General features: G+C 70.0%; 14 protein-coding genes and 2 pseudogenes. 5 read left to right on the top strand and 11 right to left on the bottom strand.

The window, feature by feature from the left end; translation table 11 throughout:
* Positions 1-255: pseudogene (locus MKK65_RS28765) on the bottom strand (hypothetical protein); the annotation flags it as partial.
* Between the two features lie 390 nt (positions 256-645).
* Here MKK65_RS28765 and dnaK point away from each other — a divergent pair.
* The 3 genes from dnaK to MKK65_RS28750 all read left to right on the top strand — a co-directional run bounded on the left by dnaK (position 646) and on the right by MKK65_RS28750 (position 4,819).
* Positions 646-2,562 (top strand): molecular chaperone DnaK, encoded by a 1,917-nt coding sequence (gene dnaK, locus MKK65_RS28760; protein ID WP_243961595.1) that lies wholly within the window; start codon positions 646-648, stop codon positions 2,560-2,562.
* A gap of 271 nt (positions 2,563-2,833) precedes the next feature.
* Positions 2,834-3,979 carry a molecular chaperone DnaJ gene (gene dnaJ, locus MKK65_RS28755; RefSeq protein ID WP_243961594.1) on the top strand — a complete coding sequence of 382 codons (1,146 nt, stop codon included), beginning with the start codon at positions 2,834-2,836 and terminating at the stop codon, positions 3,977-3,979.
* A gap of 201 nt (positions 3,980-4,180) precedes the next feature.
* The gene (locus MKK65_RS28750; protein WP_058191900.1) at positions 4,181-4,819 is read left to right on the top strand and encodes a class I SAM-dependent methyltransferase; all 639 of its coding nucleotides are present in this window, start codon (positions 4,181-4,183) and stop codon (positions 4,817-4,819) included.
* Positions 4,820-4,903: 84 nt separating this feature from the next.
* On the opposite strand, the pseudogene MKK65_RS28745 reads toward MKK65_RS28750, so the two are convergent.
* Positions 4,904-5,191 (bottom strand): annotated as a pseudogene (locus MKK65_RS28745) (GIY-YIG nuclease family protein).
* 460 nt (positions 5,192-5,651) lie between these two features.
* Here MKK65_RS28745 and MKK65_RS28740 point away from each other — a divergent pair.
* The gene (locus MKK65_RS28740; RefSeq protein ID WP_243961592.1) at positions 5,652-5,981 is read left to right on the top strand and encodes a hypothetical protein; all 330 of its coding nucleotides are present in this window, start codon (positions 5,652-5,654) and stop codon (positions 5,979-5,981) included.
* A gap of 18 nt (positions 5,982-5,999) precedes the next feature.
* On the opposite strand, the gene deoA is transcribed toward MKK65_RS28740, so the two are convergent.
* From deoA to MKK65_RS28695, 9 genes are all read right to left on the bottom strand, one after another.
* Positions 6,000-7,298 carry a thymidine phosphorylase gene (deoA, locus tag MKK65_RS28735; RefSeq protein WP_243961591.1) on the bottom strand — a complete coding sequence of 433 codons (1,299 nt, stop codon included), beginning with the start codon at positions 7,296-7,298 and terminating at the stop codon, positions 6,000-6,002.
* Positions 7,299-7,303: 5 nt separating this feature from the next.
* Complete coding sequence (gene deoC / locus MKK65_RS28730) at positions 7,304-8,035, bottom strand: deoxyribose-phosphate aldolase (protein WP_243961589.1); 732 nt, start codon at positions 8,033-8,035, stop codon at positions 7,304-7,306.
* Positions 8,028-8,852 carry a purine-nucleoside phosphorylase gene (locus MKK65_RS28725; protein ID WP_243961587.1) on the bottom strand — a complete coding sequence of 275 codons (825 nt, stop codon included), beginning with the start codon at positions 8,850-8,852 and terminating at the stop codon, positions 8,028-8,030. The genes deoC and MKK65_RS28725 overlap by 8 nt, the downstream gene beginning before the upstream one ends.
* Entirely contained in the window at positions 8,845-9,273 is a 429-nt protein-coding gene (locus tag MKK65_RS28720) for a cytidine deaminase (RefSeq protein ID WP_243961585.1), read from the bottom strand. Before MKK65_RS28720 ends, MKK65_RS28725 begins: the two co-directional genes overlap by 8 nt.
* A 349-nt stretch (positions 9,274-9,622) precedes the next feature.
* Positions 9,623-10,387, bottom strand: a complete 765-nt coding sequence (locus tag MKK65_RS28715) for an anti-sigma factor family protein (protein WP_243961583.1) — start codon at positions 10,385-10,387, stop codon at positions 9,623-9,625.
* Positions 10,388-10,476: 89 nt separating this feature from the next.
* Complete coding sequence (locus MKK65_RS28710; protein ID WP_243961581.1) at positions 10,477-11,100, bottom strand: sigma-70 family RNA polymerase sigma factor; 624 nt, start codon at positions 11,098-11,100, stop codon at positions 10,477-10,479.
* A gap of 57 nt (positions 11,101-11,157) precedes the next feature.
* Positions 11,158-11,712 (bottom strand): glutathione peroxidase, encoded by a 555-nt coding sequence (locus tag MKK65_RS28705; protein ID WP_243961580.1) that lies wholly within the window; start codon positions 11,710-11,712, stop codon positions 11,158-11,160.
* Between the two features lie 139 nt (positions 11,713-11,851).
* Complete coding sequence (locus MKK65_RS28700; RefSeq protein ID WP_243961578.1) at positions 11,852-13,543, bottom strand: methyl-accepting chemotaxis protein; 1,692 nt, start codon at positions 13,541-13,543, stop codon at positions 11,852-11,854.
* A 236-nt stretch (positions 13,544-13,779) separates the two neighbouring features.
* Entirely contained in the window at positions 13,780-14,916 is a 1,137-nt protein-coding gene (locus MKK65_RS28695; protein WP_243961575.1) for a patatin-like phospholipase family protein, read from the bottom strand.
* A gap of 351 nt (positions 14,917-15,267) precedes the next feature.
* Between MKK65_RS28695 and ispG the strand changes: the two genes are divergently transcribed.
* Positions 15,268-16,602 (top strand): flavodoxin-dependent (E)-4-hydroxy-3-methylbut-2-enyl-diphosphate synthase, encoded by a 1,335-nt coding sequence (gene ispG, locus MKK65_RS28690; RefSeq protein WP_409565511.1) that lies wholly within the window; start codon positions 15,268-15,270, stop codon positions 16,600-16,602.
* Positions 16,603-16,625 lie beyond the last annotated feature (23 nt).

The following is a 16,625-nucleotide window of genomic DNA, read 5'->3' as shown; positions in this document are numbered from 1 at the left end:
CAGCACCACCGGCCGGGCCGGAACCGGCGCGGACCGGGGCGCCTCGGGGGCCGTGGCGGGCCCCGGCTCCCCGGGCGCCGGGGCGGCGGGGGGGCCCTCGGGCACGCCGCGGGGCGGCACCGGGGGCCGCTCGGGCTTGATGCCGAACAGGCGCTCGAAGAAATTCTGGGCCTGCGCCGGCGGGGCGGCCAGCAACGCGGGCGCCGCGACGGCGGCTGCCAGAAGGGGGAGCAGGAGGCTGCGGGTCCGTGGCATCGGGCTCTGACGGGGAAGACGAGGTGGCGGGGCCACGCTCAACCCCTTGTCGAAGTGTTAACACGCCATCGATGGCCTGGACGTGGCAGCGGCGCAACAAAATGCATCGACGCCAACCGGGCCGCCGCTGCCTCGCGGTAGGATTTTTCAGGCAGAACAACGCCTTGGCCAAAAACACGATGGCCGGGGCCAACGCGCCGGCTTTGCCTTGCGAGCCCGTCCAGGGGTTCTTATATCGCCCTCGACGCGGGATTATGCGCTGGATTTCAGCCGTTCACGGCCCTTGATCCGGCCCGGGTCCCATACTCACATCACACTCAATCCGCCATGGGCCGAGCTGCTTCGGGGCTCGGCGGTCTGCTTGAACGCGACGAAAAGAGGGATCCCACCATGGGTAAAGTTATCGGTATCGATCTGGGCACCACGAACTCTTGCGTGGCCGTCATGGAAGGCACGCAGCCCCGGGTCATCGAGAATGCGGAAGGCGCCCGCACCACGCCATCGATCGTGGCCTTCACGGATGACGGCGAGCGGCTCGTCGGCCAGCCGGCCAAGCGCCAGGCGGTGACGAACCCCGAGCGCACGTTCTTCGCCATCAAGCGGCTCGTCGGTCGTACCTACGACGATCCGATGACCCAGAAGGACAAGGGCCTCGTCCCCTATAAGATCGTCCGCGGCGACAACGGCGACGCCTGGGTCGAGGCCGACGGCAAGAAGTACTCGCCGTCTCAGATCTCCGCCTTCACGCTGCAGAAGATGAAGGAGACCGCGGAGTCGCATCTCGGCCAGCCGGTCACGCAGGCGGTCATCACGGTCCCGGCCTACTTCAACGACGCCCAGCGCCAGGCGACCAAGGATGCCGGCAAGATCGCGGGCCTCGAGGTGCTGCGCATCATCAACGAGCCGACCGCGGCCGCGCTCGCCTACGGCCTCGACAAGAAGAAGGCCGGCACCATCGCGGTCTACGACCTCGGCGGCGGCACCTTCGACGTCTCGATCCTCGAGATCGGCGACGGCGTGTTCGAGGTGAAGTCCACCAACGGCGACACCTTCCTGGGCGGCGAGGACTTCGACAACCGCGTGGTCGAGTACCTGACCGCCGAGTTCAAGAAGGAGCAGGGCATCGACCTGACCAAGGACAAGCTCGCCCTCCAGCGCCTCAAGGAGGCCGCAGAGAAGGCGAAGATCGAGCTGTCCTCGGCCACCCAGACCGAGATCAACCTGCCCTACATCACCGCCGACCAGACCGGCCCGAAGCACCTCGCGCTGAAGCTCAGCCGGGCGAAGTTCGAGTCGCTCGTGGACGATCTGGTGCAGCGCACGATCGAGCCCTGCCGCAAGGCGCTCAAGGATGCCGGCGTCTCGGCCTCCGAGATCGACGAGGTGGTGCTGGTCGGCGGCATGATCCGCATGCCCAAGATCCAGGAGGTGGTGAAGTCCTTCTTCGGCAAGGAGCCGCACAAGGGCGTCAACCCCGATGAGGTCGTGGCCATCGGCGCCGCCGTGCAGGCGGGCGTGCTCCAGGGCGACGTCAAGGACGTGCTGCTGCTCGACGTGACCCCGCTGTCGCTGGGCATCGAGACCCTCGGCGGCGTGTTCACCCGGCTCATCGACCGCAACACCACGATCCCGACCAAGAAGTCCCAGACCTTCTCGACGGCCGAAGACAACCAGAACGCCGTCACGATCCGGGTCTTCCAGGGCGAGCGCGAGATGGCGGCCGACAACAAGCTGCTCGGCCAGTTCGACCTCGTCGGCATCCCGCCGGCGCCCCGCGGCATGCCGCAGATCGAGGTGACCTTCGACATCGACGCCAACGGCATCGTCAACGTGACGGCCAAGGACAAGGCGACGAACAAGGAGCACCAGATCCGCATCCAGGCCTCGGGCGGCCTCTCGGACGCCGATATCGACCGGATGGTGAAGGACGCCGAGGCCAATGCCGAGGCGGACAAGAAGCGCCGCGAGCTGGTCGAGGTGAAGAACCAGGGCGAGAGCCTGATCCACGCCACCGAGAAGTCGGTGACCGAGTACGGCGACAAGGTCCCGGCGGCCGACAAGGGCGCGATCGAGACCGCGATGACCGCGCTCAAGACCGCGCTTGAGGGCGAGGATGTCGAGACCATCAAGGCCCGCACCACGGACCTGATGCAGGCCTCGATGAAGCTCGGCGAGGCGATGTACAGCGCCAACCAGGGCGCCAGCCCTGAGGCCGGTGCCGAGGCGGGCGCCTCCGAGAAGAAGGACGACGTCATCGACGCCGACTTCCAGGAGGTCGACGAGAAAGACCAGAAGAAGCGCGCCTGAGGCGCGGCTTCGACAGCAAACGCGCGGGGCCGGAGCGATCCGGCCCCGCCTCTGCTTGTGAAGCGCTGTTGCGCGGGCGCCGCAGGAACCGGATATCGTCCGATGTCAGCCCCGGACCGGTCGGCTCATGCTAGATCGGCGGGGTCGTCGTGATCGCGACGGTGCCTCAGCCCGCTCACCCTGCTCAAGATCTGCCCCGAGGGCCCCGCTGCGGCGGACCGGACGGGTCCAGGGATCACAGCGCCTTCTGATTGTCCGGAGACTGGGTGGGATGTCGAAGCGGGACTATTACGAGATCCTGGGGGTCGCCAAGACCGCCACGGAAGGCGAGTTGAAGGTCGCGTTCCGCAAGCTCGCAATGACCTATCATCCCGACCGGAATCCCGGCGACAAGGAAGCCGAGATCAAGTTCAAGGAATTGAACGAGGCCTATCAGTGCCTCTCGGACGGCCAGAAGCGCGCGGCCTACGACAAGTTCGGCCACGCCGCCTTCAGCCAGGGCGGAGGCGGCCCCGGATTCGGCAACGAGTTCGGCGACTTCATGTCGGACATCTTCGACAATTTCTTCGGCGACGGCCGCGGGGGCGGTGCCCAGCGCGGCCGCGGTGGCGGCACCCCGGGCCGCGAGCGCGGCTCCGACCTGCGCTACAACCTCGAGATCACCCTCGAAGAGGCCTTCATCGGCAAGGCCGAGACCATCCGGATCCCGACCTCGGTGACCTGCGAGGCCTGCGACGGCTCGGGCGCCAAGCCCGGCTCGAAGCCGCGCACCTGCCCGACCTGCGCCGGCTACGGCCGGGTGCGGGCGGCGCAGGGGTTCTTCGCCATCGAACGCACCTGCCCGAATTGCCACGGGCGCGGCGAGATCGTCGACGATCCCTGCACCACCTGTCAGGGCGCGGGCCGGGTCAATCGCGAGCGCACGCTCTCGATCAACGTGCCGGCTGGCGTCGATGACGGGTTGCGCATCCGGCTCGCCGGCGAGGGCGAGAGCGGGTTGCGGGGCGGGCCGCCCGGGGACCTCTACGTCTTCCTCTCGATCAAGCAGCACGAATTCTTCCAGCGCGACGGCGCCGACCTGTTCTGCCGGGTGCCGATCTCGATGGTCACGGCGGCGCTCGCGGGTGAGATCACCGTGCCGGTGATCGACGGCTCCCAGACCCAGGTGCGGATCCCGGCCGGGACGCAGACCGCCAAGCAATTCCGGATCAAGGGCAAGGGCATGCCGGTGCTCCGCTCCCGGGAGGTCGGCGACCTATACATCCAGGTCTTCGTCGAGACCCCGCAGAACCTGACCAAGCGCCAGCGCGAGCTGCTGCAGGAGTTCGACCAGTCGGCCTCGCCGGAGAACCACCCGGAATCGTCGGGCTTCTTCGCCAAGGTGCGGGACTTCTTCGGCAGCGCCGTTCGACCCTAGGATCGCCGATGCGACGCGATCGCCGAGGCCGAACGGGCATCCCGGTCGGGGGCGAGCGCGTCGGGCCGGATCCGAACCCGTGCACGCCCGTTATGCATCCGGCGAGCGTGGCATGCTTACCCTAGGCGCCGGGCCGGCTTGACTGTAAGACGGCGCGTTGCCTTAGCCTTCCATTCCCATCGGCTTCGAGGAATCCAGGACTTGCCGCCGCTCCGCCGTCCCAGTGCGAAGGCCCCTGCCGCCAGGGGTGAGAGTCTTGGGCCGCGGCGCGACCCCCTGGAGGACGAAGCCCGTTTCCTCCGATCCTGGTTCGAGCGGCCGCTCGTCACCGGCGCGGTGACGCCGTCCGGCAAGATGCTGGCCCGGACCATGGCGTCCTATGTCGATCCGCGCCGCGAAGGCCCGGTGGTCGAGCTCGGCCCCGGCACCGGCCCGGTGACGGAGGCGCTGATCCGCCGGGGCATCGCGCCATCGCGCCTGATCCTGGTGGAGTTCAACCCGGATTTCTGCCGCCTGCTGACCCGCCGCTTTCCGGGGGTGACCGTGATTCGCGGCGATGCCTACGACATGCGCGCGACTCTCAAGACGGCGCTGGACCAGCCCGCCGCGGCGACGATCTCGAGCTTGCCCCTGTTCACCAAGCCGCTGGAGCAGCGGCTCGACCTGCTCAACGCCGCCCACGACCTGATGCAGCCGGGCGCGCCCTTCGTGCAGTTCACCTATGCGGTCGTCCCGCCAATCCCGGCCCGCTGCGAGGCCGGCAGCTACACGGCCGACCGGTCGAACCGTGTCTGGCTGAACCTGCCGCCCGCGCGGGTGTGGGTGTATCGCCGGCCGTAGGGTACCTCTCTCCGATCTGGTGCACACCGCCCCGTCATTGCGAGCGGAGCGAAGCAACCCAAGGCTCCGCGACGCGAAGGGGCTTCACGCGAGGCCGGGATACAGATCGCGCCACTCCGGGTTCATCGCCTCGATCAGCGCGAGCTTCTTCGTCCGGGAGCCGGCCTTGATCTGCTTCTCGCGGGCGATGGCATCGGTCATCGTCGGGTGGCCTTCGTACCAGACCAGCAGCTTGCAGCCGTAGCGGCGCGTGAAGCCGGGACGGAGGGCTTCGCGGTGCTCGTAGACGCGTCGGGCCAAGTTCGCGGTGACACCGGTCTAGAGCGTCCCGTTGCGGCCACTCGCCATGATGTAGACGGCCGGCGCGCGCATGGTGGCAGTCCCGTCGAGCAGAACGATCGGCCGCGGAGCCCTGGGTTGCTTCGCTCCGCTCGCAATAACGGGATGGGCGTCATCACGCGGCGCGAGAGGCGTTTCGGGCCGGCGCTGCCTGCGTGAGCTTGCCGCCGCTGAATTGCGCCACGCTGGTGGGCTGGGTTCCGCGCCGGGGCGTTCAGGACATTCTTGGTGGGGTAAGAGCTTCCCCCGTCATTGCGAGCGCAGCGAAGCAACCCAGTAGCGCGCGATCCCCGAACGTGGCGGATCCCTGGGTCGCTTCGCTTCGCTCGCGATGACGGCTTGGCTGAAAGGGTACCAATCAGGGTCATTCCGGTGCCGGCCGAACCTGAACAACGCCTGAGGGCCGAACTCACGTCCGCGTCAACTTAAAGGCGTTACACCTGGGGCACAGCCGGTCGCGACAATGCGATCGGCGAGGCACAGGAGGACGCCGATGTTCACCAAGACCGCTCGCCTACGCCTGGCGGCCGCCGCCCTGGTGCTCGGGGGACTGACCCTCGGAGCACCCGCGATGGCTGCCCCGCTTGGCCTCGACACCGGGCTGCACCAGGGCGCCGGCGACATCGTGGATGTCCAGTACGGCTACGGGTACGGCCATCGTCATCACGGCTTCGGCCCCCGCCACGGCTTCGGCCCGGGCTTCCGGGGTCATCACCACCACGGCTGGGGTCGCGGCCACCATCGCGGCTGGGGTCATCACCGCGGGTTCGGCCATCACCACCATGGCGGCTTCGGCCACCGCCACGGCTACGGCCGCTGGTAAGGCGATCGGGGCCGGATCCTATCCGGCTCCCACCCGCTCGATGATCGCCGGCCGGCCGGGGGGCGCCTCGCCCATCCGGTAGGCCGCCCGCAGGGCCGCCTCCGCGCGGTCGGCGGCGGCCTCGTCGGCCGCGTGGACGATCCCGAGCTGACCGGACGCATCCCCTGGACCCGCGAGGTCGGTGAATCCGACCCGCGGGTCGATCGTGTCCTCCGGCCGGGTCCGGCCACCGCCGAGCCCGATCACCGCCAGCCCGATCGCCCGGGTGTCGATGCCCGCGACCGTGCCGTCCTGCCGCACCGATCGCCGTACGGGCGCTGCGGTCAGGTATCGCGCCGGCTGTTCCAGAAGATCGGCCGGGCCGCCGAGCGCCGCGACCATCTCGCAAAAAATCTCGGCCGCCCGGCCCGAGGCGAGGGCCCTTTCCAGGCGCCCGGACGCCGCATCGCGGTCCGGTGCGAGGCCGCCGGCCACCAGCATCTCTGCCCCGAGCGCCAGGGTGACCGCGTGGAAGCGCGGCTCCCGGCGAGTGCCGGTGAGGTAATCGATCGCGTAGGCCACCTCGACGGCGTTCCCGGCGGCGCTCGCGAGCGGCGCGTCCATGTCGGTGATCAGCGCCGCGGTGCGCAGCCCGGCGCCCTCGGCCACCGTGACGATGCTCTCGGCCAGCGCCCGGGCTTCATCCAAACCCGTCATGAAGGCGCCGGAGCCCTGCTTGACGTCCATCACCAGGCCCTGGAGCCCGGCGGCCAGCTTCTTCGACAGGATCGATGCGGTGATCAGGTCGAGGGATTCCACCGTGCCGGTCACGTCCCGGATCGCGTAGAGGCGCCGGTCGGCCGGGGCCAATTCGGCGGTCTGGCCGATGATCGCGCAGCCGACCCGGCCGACCACCCGGCGGAACGTGTCGAGGCCCGGGGTGGCGTCGTAGCCGGGGATGCTGGCGAGCTTGTCGAGCGTCCCGCCGGTATGGCCGAGGCCGCGGCCGGAGATCATCGGCACGTAGCCGCCGCAGGCCGCCACCATGGGCGCGAGCGGCAGGCTCACGGTGTCGCCGATGCCGCCGGTGGAGTGCTTGTCGAGCACCGGGCCCGGCAAGTCCCAGGCGAGCACGGCACCGGATTCTGCCATCGCCCGGGTCAGCGCCACCCGCTCCGGCAGCGCGAGGCCGCGGAAGAACACGGCCATGGCGAAGGCCGCCGCCTGCCCCTCGCCGACCGACCCGTTGGTGAGGCCGCGGACGAAGTCCGCGATGGCATCCGGATCGAGGGTCAGGCCGTCGCGCTTGGCCCGGATGGTTTCCTGCGGCAGGCGCATGCGCTTCAAGACTCCCGCGCCTGCATGAGCGCGCCGAACAGGCTGCTCGCTCCCAGCCGGAAGGTCTTCGGGCCGACCCAGCCCGGCCCCATGATCCGGTCGGCGAGCGCGAGATAGGTGGCGGCGTCGGCGACGCTGCGCAGGCCGCCCGAGATCTTGAGGCCCGCAGGGCGAGCGCTCGCCTGGATCTCGATCAGCATCGCTTCGGCGGCCTCCGGGGTCGCCGAGACCGGGCTCTTGCCCGTGGAGGTCTTCAGGAAGTCGGCCCCCGCTTCCAGCGCCAGCCGGCCGGCACGCCGGATGACGTCGGGATCGGCGAGTTCCCCGGTCTCCAGGATCACCTTGAGGATTGCGGCCCCGCAGGTGTCGCGCACCGCCTCGACCATGTCGCGGGCCGTCTCCGCGTCGCCGCGCAGGAAAGCCCGATAGGGCAGGACGAGGTCGATCTCGTCGGCGCCGTCGCGCAGGGCCTCCGCGGTGTCGTCGGTCGCCCGGGCGCAATCCTCGCCGCCGGCCGGGAAGTTGATCACGGTGGCGACCCGGATGCCGCTGCCTTTGAGCGCGCGCGCGCCCTGCGCCACGAAATGCGGCCAGACGCAGATCGCCGCGACGCCGCCGCTCAGCGCATCCCGGCAGAGCGCGTCGATCTTCGGCTCGGTGCAGGTCTCGGTGAGGTCGGTGAGATCGAGGAGCGGCAGCGCCCGGCGGGCGACCGCGGCGGCATCGGGTTCATCCATGTTCGGTCTCCTCGGCGGGCAGGCCGGCCACGAAGGCCCGGACCAGACGGCCGAGATCCGCCGCGGCCTGGGCCGCCACCGCCTTGGTCTCGGCGTGATGGGGGGCGCCCCCGGCGATCCCGGCGGCCAGGTTGGTCACCACCGACACGGCCGCCACCGGCAGGCCGAGGAAGCGGGCGAGGATCACCTCGGGCACGGTGGACATGCCGACGAGATCGGCCCCGAGGATGCCGGCCATCCGGACCTCGGCCGGGGTCTCGAAGCTCGGGCCGGAGAACCAGGCGTAGATGCCTTCCGTCAACGGAACCCCGCAGGTCCCGGCCGCCGCCCGGAGGCGCACGCGCAGGTCCGGATCGTAGGCTTCGGTCATCGGCACGAAGCGGGCATCGCTGGTCTCGCCGATCAGCGGGTTCAGGCCCGACAGGTTGATGTGATCTTGGAGCAGAACCAGGCTGCCCGGGCCGGTCTCCGGTCGCAGCGACCCGGAGGCGTTGGTGAGGAGCAGGCGCTTGGCGCCGAGGCCGGCCGCGCAGGCGAGCGGTATCCGCATCGCCGCCGCATCGCCCCGCTCATAGGCATGGGCCCGGCCCTCGAACACCAGCACGCGCCGCCCGGCGAGATGCCCGCGATGCAGCCGCCCGCCATGGCCGCTGACGCCGGCACCGGGGAAGCCCGGGATCGCCGCGTAATCCAGCGTGGCCGCATCCGTGAGCCCGGCCGCGATCCCGCCGAGCCCGGTGCCGGTGACGATGGCGCAGGCGTAACCGCTGCCGAAGCCCGCGGCCCGGAGCGTGTCGAGGGCGGCGGCCTCAGTCACCCAGCGTCTCCGGCCCGAACGATTCGGGCAACAACTCCGCCAGCGTGAAGGTTTTCGCGATACGATCCGGCCCGGCGGCGTGGATCGGCGTGTCCGGCCCGGCGAATTCGCGGATCCGCTGGCGGCAGGCGCCGCAGGGCGTCACCAGACCGGCGCCGTCGCCGCAGACCAGGATCTCGGCGATGCGCCGGCCGCCACCCGCGATCATCGCGGCGATCGCCCCGGCTTCCGCGCAGGTGCCGACCGGATAGGCCGCGTTCTCGACGTTGCAGCCGACATGAATCTCGCCCCGCTCGTCGCGGAGCGCCGACCCGACCCGGAACCGGGAATAAGGCGCATGGGCCCGGTCGCGCACCGCCCGGGCGGCGTCGAACAGGGCCGTCAGCCCCTCATTCCGTTGCGCTGAAGCGGCGGCCTGCATGGCCGATCTTTCGCACCCGCCGGGGCGGCCTGTCGAGGGGCGGGGACGCCGGCGCAGATCAGTTGCCCGTTTCCGGCGAGCGCTCCTGAACGGCTGCGTCGCGCCGGCTGGAAGCGCGCCTGGCAATTGAAGCGCCCTTTCCCGCGCACCGGGAACGTCAGTGGACGGTAATCGGGCATCCAGCAGAGACAGCGCCGCGCAGTGGCACGATCAGCAGCAACGTCGCTTCGGGCGGAGGCTTTGCGTTGTCTCGCCCTGGGTCACGGGGCGCATTCCGCTGTCGCTGCATGCGCCCGGGAAAAGGGACGCGCGGAATGAGAAGCTTTCCGCGACGGCCGTTCTCTCCGTCTCAGCGCGTCGTCGCGCCGGCCCCCAGCATCCCCGCAGCCTGTCGCAGGACCGTGTCGTCCTGCGGGCCGCTCAGCGCGTAGGCGGTGTCGCCGGCATTCCAGGACAGGAGCGCGCCATCGTCGGAGCCGGTGAGGGCCGCCGGGCCGCCGCGCAGCCCCCGTGTCGCGAACAGGGAGGCCTCGCCCAGGGCGCCGGCCTCGAAGGCGATCTCGATGCCGGTGCCGTGACGCCCGGGGAAGATCTGGATGTCGCGCACCTGCCAGCCGGCCGGGAGCGGCGGCAGATCGATGCCGGTGACCGATTGGAGACGGGTCCGGTCATAGACGGGGCGGTCGCCCTGGTTGGCGATGTTCTTGCGCAACTGCGCAACGGCGCGGGCCTGGCGGGCATCGGCGATCAGGGCCGGGTCGGGGGTTGCGGCCATCGTGTCGGGCACGCCGAACCGGCCGATCTCGTCATGGGCAAGCCAGCCCGCGCCGACCAGCACCACGATGGCGGCGGCGCGCTTGAGCCGCGAGGCGACGCGGCTCCAACGCAGGTTGCGGTCGAGGCGGCGCGCCAGCGCGACGTTGCGGTCCGGTCCCGGCCCCGGCAGGCGCCCGAAGCTGGCGCGAAGGGCGTCGCGGTCGTGCAGATCGGCCATCACCTGGGCGGCAGCCCCGGGATGGGCGGCCAGGTGCGCCTCGACGTCGAGGCGGCGCATCGGGTCGATCTGCCCGTCGACGAAAGCGATGAGATCGTCGTCTGTTATCGGATCCATCATCGGTGAAGTCCTCGATTCCAGCGTGCCGCAGGGGCAAATCCGCCGGTCGTCATCGTTTATGTGTGCCAGCGCGCTGCGGCCTTGATGCCTCAGGCATCGCCTGCGGCGCGTTTCATCGGCGGCCGGTCCCGGGCCTCATCGGACGCGACGAGGCGCAGGCCGGGGAAGGTGCCGCGCCGTGCCTCCGGTCGGGTGGTCTCGGGCTCGGCGTCGGCGCGGCCCCGGTTGCCGTCCTCGAAGGCCCGAAGTGCCGCCCGACCACGGCCCAAGCGGGACATCAGCGTCCCGATCGGGATGCCGAGCACCGCGGCGGCATCGGCATAGGCCATGCCTTCCAGGGTCACGAGGTGGAGGGCGGCGCGCTGCTCCTCCGGGAGGGTCAGGAAGGCCTGCCGGATCTGGGCGAGGCGGACGCGACCCTCCTGAGCCGGAGGCGCCATGTCCTCGCTCATCCGCACCAATGCGTCGGCGTGACGCGCCTCGACCTGGCGTCGGCGCTGCTCGTCGATGAAGGCGTTGTGCAGCACCGTCATCATCCAGGTGCGCAGGTTGGTGTTGGGGCGCAGGGAGCCCTGCATCTCCAGGGCGCGCACCAGCGTGTCGTGCACCAGATCGTCCGCCCGCAGCGCGTCGCGGGTCAGCGAGCGGGCATAGCGCCGCAGGGGCACCAGCAGGTCGACGATGTCCGGATGCGTGTACTTGTCTGATGCCATGGGGTGAGAACGCATCGGCCTGGGGGTTTAATCCCCGCCTTCAGCGTCCCAATGTCGTCAGGCCTGATCGAGGGTGGCGGCGATGCCCGAGACCATCCTGGGGTCGGTCGGCTCCACCTGCGTGGCGAAGGCGGCGGCGAGCGAGCCGTCCCGGGCGATCAGGTATTTGTGGAAGTTCCAGCGCGGGGTCTCGCCCGGCCGCTCCGCCGCCGCCCATTGGTAGAACGGGTGGGCGCCGGGCATCTTCACCCGGGTCTTGGCGGTCAGCGGGAAGGTCACGCCGTGATTCTTGCGCGCGGCCTCGGCGATGGCGGGGCCGTCGAGCGGCTCCTGATTGCCGAAATCCGGCGACGGCACGCCGATCACCGTGAGCCCCCTGTCGCCGAAGCGCGTCCACAGGGTCTGGAGCCCGGCGAGCTGCCCGGCATAGCCGCAGGCGGTGGCGGTGTTGACTACGAGGATCGGCCGCCCGGCATAGGCCGAGAGCGGCATCGCGCCGCCCTCCGGGTGCTCGAAGGCGAAATCGGTCGCCCGGCCCGACGGCGCAGCGCGAGCCGCGCCGGCACATCCGGCACCGAGCAGGATCAGGGCCTCGCGGCGCAACATCGTCATGGCAGCGGCCTCGCACGGTCACGGGCGCTCGCACGCCCGAACGGGATCTAGGGCGCACGCCGCGGAGATCCCGACACCGCAATCGTGAAGGGCCTTCGGCCCTTTGGCGGGGCCCAGGGGGGGCAGCGCCGAGCTTCGCTCAGGCGGCCCGGACCGTGTCGAGGAAGCGGTGGACCTCCTGGTCGAGCCGCTCGGCCTGGACCGAGAGTTCGGAGGCCGAGCCCAGCACCTGCTCGGCGGCGGCCCCGGCGCCCTCGGCAGCGCTGGCGACCCCGGCGATGTTGATCGTGACCTCACCGGCCCCGGTCGCCGCCTGCCCGACGTTCCGGACGATCTCCTGGGTGGCCGAGCCCTGTTCCTCGATCGCCGCGGCGATCCCGGTCGACAGCCCGCTCATCTCCGTGATGCGGCCGACGATGAGTCCGATCGCGTCCACCGTCTCTCCGGTCCAGGACTGGATCTCGCCGATCTGCCGGGCGATTTCGCCGGTGGCCTTGGCGGTCTGGCCGGCCAGTTCCTTCACCTCCGTCGCCACCACCGCGAAGCCGCGGCCCGCCTCGCCCGCGCGCGCGGCCTCGATGGTGGCATTGAGCGCCAGCAGGTTGGTCTGGCCGGCGATGCCGCTGATCAGGTCGACCACGGCGCCGATCTTGACGGCGCCGTCGCGCAGGTTGCGCACGAGGTCCGCGGATTTCCCGGCTTCCAGCACCGCCGCGTCGGCGAGGTCGGCGGAGGCTTGCACCTGGCGACCGATCTCGTTGACGGAGACGCCGAGTTCCTCGGCGGCGGCCGCCACGGTGTTGACGTTGGCGGCCGCCTGCTCGGCCGCCGCAGCCACATGGGTCGACTGGCTGGCGGTCTCGGCCGCCACGCTGCTCATATGCGCGGCGGTGGATTTCAGGTTCGCCGCGGCCGTCGCGACGGCGCGGATGATCCCGCCGACGGCACCCTCGAACGTGGCCGCCATCTCGCGCATCGCGGCCTTGCGCTGAGCCTCGAGCCCGGCCTGGGTCCGGGCGGCCTCCTCTTCGAGGGCCTTCGTCCGGGCGAGCCCGTCCCGGAACACCTGCACGGCACCCGCCATGGCGCCGATCTCGTCCCGGCGCCCCACGCCGGGAATCGCGACGGTGAGGTCGTTGGCGGCGAGTGCCGTCATGGCCTGGGTCATCCGGTGGATCGGCTTGCCGATGCCGTTGTGGAGAAGCAGCGACCCGACCAGGGCGGTGACAACGATCGATCCAAGGCCGATCAGGCTCGCCGCCCGCGACGCCGCGATGGCGGCCGCCGAGGCGGCGCTCCGATCCTTGAGCAGATCCTGCTCGACCTGCCCGATCTCCGCCGCCTTCGCGCGCAGGGCGTCCATCACGCCCTTCCCGACACCCGAAGCTTCAAGCCGGCGCGCCTCATCCCGGGTGTCGGGATCCTTCATCAGGGCGCGTTCGCGATCCGCGACCTCTGCGCTCCAGCGCTCGGCCAGGGTCTTCAACGCCAGGAGACGTCCCGGCTGCGTGGGATTGTTGGCGGTGAGCTGGCGTGCCGCCTCCCAGGACGCCGCGAAGGCCTTCCGCCCGGCCTCCTCGGGTTCGAGGAACCGTGGATCGGCCGAGATCAGGTAGCCGCGCAGGGCGGTCTCCCGGTCGACCATGGCCACGGTCATCCGGTCGACCTCGGCCAGAACCTCATGGGTATGGACGGTCCAGGCCTCCGCATCCTCGATCAAGCCGATATTGCGGAGCGAGACCGCCGAGACGCCGGCGGTGATCACCAGCATCAGGGCCATGACCAGCGCGATCTTCACGCCGGTCTTGAGGTCGATCAGACGAAATCTCATGGCCCGCCCTTGAGGTCAGAATCACCGGGCCTGATCGGGCTCCGGTCAGCGGGCCTGGATAGATCAGTTTTGTGAACGCCCTCTTACCGCCGGGCTTTTTTACTGTAGACGAATCGTTGATAGCGAAACGCACCACCGTGAAATGGCATGACTATCTTTGTAATCCGTCTATCGATCCTATATTGAGTGGAGTGTAATCTCAAAAGAACGGATATTTTGACATCAAGATTATCGATTTACTGATACGCATCCCGCAGATTGAGGGTACAGGCCTGCCCAATGGTGCCGTAGGTCTCGGACAGCCAAGCCTGCGCGGCGGCGCGGCCCTTGTCGCGCAGGCGCTTGAACACGGTCCAGCGCGCATCGAGCTTGGAGGCGGCGTTGTAATCCTCCAGCGCGTCGGTGCCGTCGATGCGGTGCACCAGAACGCGCTGGTAGCCGCCCTGGCCGAGGGTGCCGTCCTCGATCAGGCCGTCGATGAAGTCGATCGCCCGCAATTCCCGCATCAGGTTGGCGTTGAAGGTGATCTCGTTGAGCCGGTCGCGGATCTCGCTCTCCGTGCGGGGGGTCTCGCGCCGCTCGACCGGGTTGATCTGGACCAGCACGATGTCGCGGGTCTGGGCCGCCCGGTGCAGCGGGTAGAGCGGCGGGTTGCCGAGATAGCCGCCATCCCAATAGGGCACGCCGTCGATCTCCACCGCCTGGAACACCGTGGGCAGGCAGGCCGAGGCCATCAGGTGATCGACCGTCAGGCGCTCGCGCTCGAACACCGCGAGCTTGCCGGTCCAGACATTGGTGGCCGAGACGAACAGGCCCGCGGTCTCGGCCTCGCGCAGGCGCTCGAAATCGATCTGCTCGGCGAGCGCCTTGCGCAGCGGGTTGATGTTGAGCGGGTTCGACACGTAGGGGCTCGGCGAGAGCATCTTGGACCAGAACTCGGCCACCGGGTTGCCCTTCCACAGGCTGAACAGCCCGCTGACGAAGTTGCGCTGCGCCGGCCCGAGGTCGCCGTCGAGGCTGACCTCGCGCCAGAACCGCTCGAGTCCCTCGCGGGCGCCGTCCGGGCCGCCCTTGAGCCAGCCGTCCACCATCACGACGCCGTTCATCGCCCCGGCGCTCGCGCCGGTCACCGCCTCGAAGGACAGGCGCCCGTCCTCGATCAGCGCGTCGAGCACGCCCCAGGTGAAGGCGCCGTGCGCGCCGCCGCCCTGTAGGGCGAGCGCCACCGGCTTTTCGGCCCGGGGGCCGGCCAGGACTTGATGGGTTGGATGGGGCGGATGGGTGGCAAAGGGCTCGATCCCGTCCGAAACCGGGACCTCTGGGACGGCAGTCGCCGGATTGTGCGGCTCACCGCCGTGGGGGTGCTCGCTCATGTCGGCCTCCAGAAACAGGATCCCCTAAATGGGATGCTGCACTGCAACATCAACCGTGCGCGAATCTGGAGGGCCCCATGACAACCGGTCCGCGGCGCGCGATTCGGCAACAGGGGCCGACGAAAACCGATGTTGCGCACGCGGCAAACTCGACATCCGCATCCGGATACGACATGACAGCCGCGATGCTGTCATGCGCGGTGTCGGCTTGACGCTGCGCGGCGTCGTCCGCAGCTAACCCGCGGGCGGCCCGCAGCCCCGAAGCTCCGGCGAGGCGCGCGCCGCGAAACGCCCGACCGGCCCGAACCAGGGTCGGCGCTTTTTCGCGAAACGCGCACGCGAAGGTCCACGATGGAAGTCATGGAAGCCATCCGCTCCGAAAGTCCCGCCGCCGAGACCAGCCTGACCACCGGTGGTCCGGAGATCGCCGGCCCAGCGCCGCGCCACCGCACGGTGGGCGTCACGGTCGGCGAGGGCGAAGGCGCGGTCATGGTCGGCGGCGGCGCCCCGATCGTCGTGCAGTCGATGACCAACACCGACACCGCCGACATCGACGGCACGGTGGCGCAGGTCGCCCAGCTCGCCCGGGTCGGCTCGGAGCTGGTCCGCATCACCGTCGACCGCGATGAGGCTGCGGCCGCGGTGCCGAAGATCCGCGAGCGCCTGGACCGGATCGGCGTCCACGTGCCGCTGGTCGGCGACTTCCATTATATCGGCCACAAGCTGCTGGCCGACCATCCGGCCTGCGCCGAGGCCCTGGCGAAGTACCGGATCAACCCCGGCAATGTCGGGTTCAAGGACAAGAAGGACACCCAGTTCTCCTCGATCATCGAGCAGGCGATCAAGTACGGGAAGACCGTGCGGATCGGTGCCAACTGGGGCTCGCTCGACGGCGAGCTGCTCACCCACCTGATGGACGAGAACGCCAAGCTGCCGCGGCCGATCGATGCCCGCGCGGTGATGCGCGAGGCGATGGTGCGCTCGGCGATCGGCTCGGCCGACCGGGCGGTCGAACTCGGCCTCCCGCAGAACAAGATCATCCTGTCGGCCAAGGTCTCGGCGGTGCAGGACCTGATCGCGGTCTACCGCGAGGTGGCGCGCCGCTCGGATTACGCGATCCATCTGGGCCTGACCGAGGCCGGCATGGGCTCCAAGGGCCTGGTGGCGGCCTCGGCGGCGATCGGCGTGCTGCTGCAGGAGGGGATCGGCGACACGATCCGCTACTCGCTCACCCCCGAGCCGGGCGGCGACCGGAGCGTCGAGGTCAAGGCGAGCCAGGAGCTCCTGCAGACCATGGGCTTCCGCACCTTCGTGCCGATGGTTGCGGCCTGCCCGGGCTGCGGGCGCACCACCTCGACCACCTTCCAGGAGTTGGCCCGGGACATCCAGAACTGGATCGTCACCTCCATGCCGGAATGGAAGAAGACCTATCCGGGGGTCGAGGGGCTGAACGTCGCCGTGATGGGCTGCATCGTCAACGGCCCGGGCGAATCAAAGCACGCCGATATCGGCATCTCGCTGCCGGGCACCGGCGAGACCCCGACCGCCCCGGTGTTCATCGACGGCAAGAAGGCCATGACGCTGCGCGGTGCGACGCTCGCCAAGGATTTCGAGACGGTCGTGATCGAGTACATCGAGCGCCGCTTCGGCCAGCAGGGCGGCGACACGCGCACCGCGGCCGAATAGCCGGACGCAGGTCGCGCTGGACG

Source organism: Methylobacterium sp. J-001, assembly GCF_022829565.1.
GTDB lineage: Bacteria > Pseudomonadota > Alphaproteobacteria > Rhizobiales > Beijerinckiaceae > Methylobacterium.
This window is presented reverse-complemented; position numbering and strand designations above follow the sequence as displayed.